This window comes from Thiocystis violacea (genome assembly GCF_016583575.1).
GTDB classification, from domain to species: Bacteria; Pseudomonadota; Gammaproteobacteria; order Chromatiales; family Chromatiaceae; genus Thiocystis; species Thiocystis violacea.
Map to the genome: position 1 here is coordinate 1 of NZ_NRRG01000192.1, position 482 is coordinate 482.

Genomic DNA, 482 nt, shown 5'->3' on the forward strand with positions numbered 1-482 from the left:
CGCGCATGTGCATCAGGCAGACGCCGGCGCTCGGGTGCTCCGCAACAGCCTCGAGCGCACCCGGCCGGCGCAGCGCGCGCACGTCGTTGACGATGTCGGCGCCAGCCTCGAGTGCAGCACGCATCAGCTCGGGCCGGCTGGTGTCCACCGACACCGGCACGCCCAGCGTCACCGCGTGCCGCACCAGCGGCAGCACGCGCTCGAGTTCCTCGTCGAGCTCGGGCGCACGCGAGCCCGGGCGCGTGGACTCGCCGCCGATGTCCAGGATGTCCGCGCCCTCCCGTAGCAACTGCTCGCAGCGCGCACGCGCGGCGTCCAGGTCGACGTAGCGCCCGCCGTCCGAGAACGAGTCGGGCGTGACGTTGACGATGGCCATCACGCGCGGGCGCGACAGCTCGATGCGAAAACGTGCAGTCTGCCAGGTGGGGGTGTGGGCCATCGTCGTGATCGAGGGGCGGAAAACAAAACGCGGGGCCTAAGCC

General features: G+C 71.6%; 1 protein-coding gene. It reads right to left on the bottom strand.

All coding sequences use genetic code 11. The features are described from left to right. Positions 1 to 439, bottom strand: a 439-nt coding sequence (locus CKO27_RS24150) for a dihydropteroate synthase (RefSeq protein WP_200377436.1), incomplete at its 3' end; no start/stop codon positions are given. Between the last annotated feature and the right edge of the window lie 43 nt (positions 440 to 482).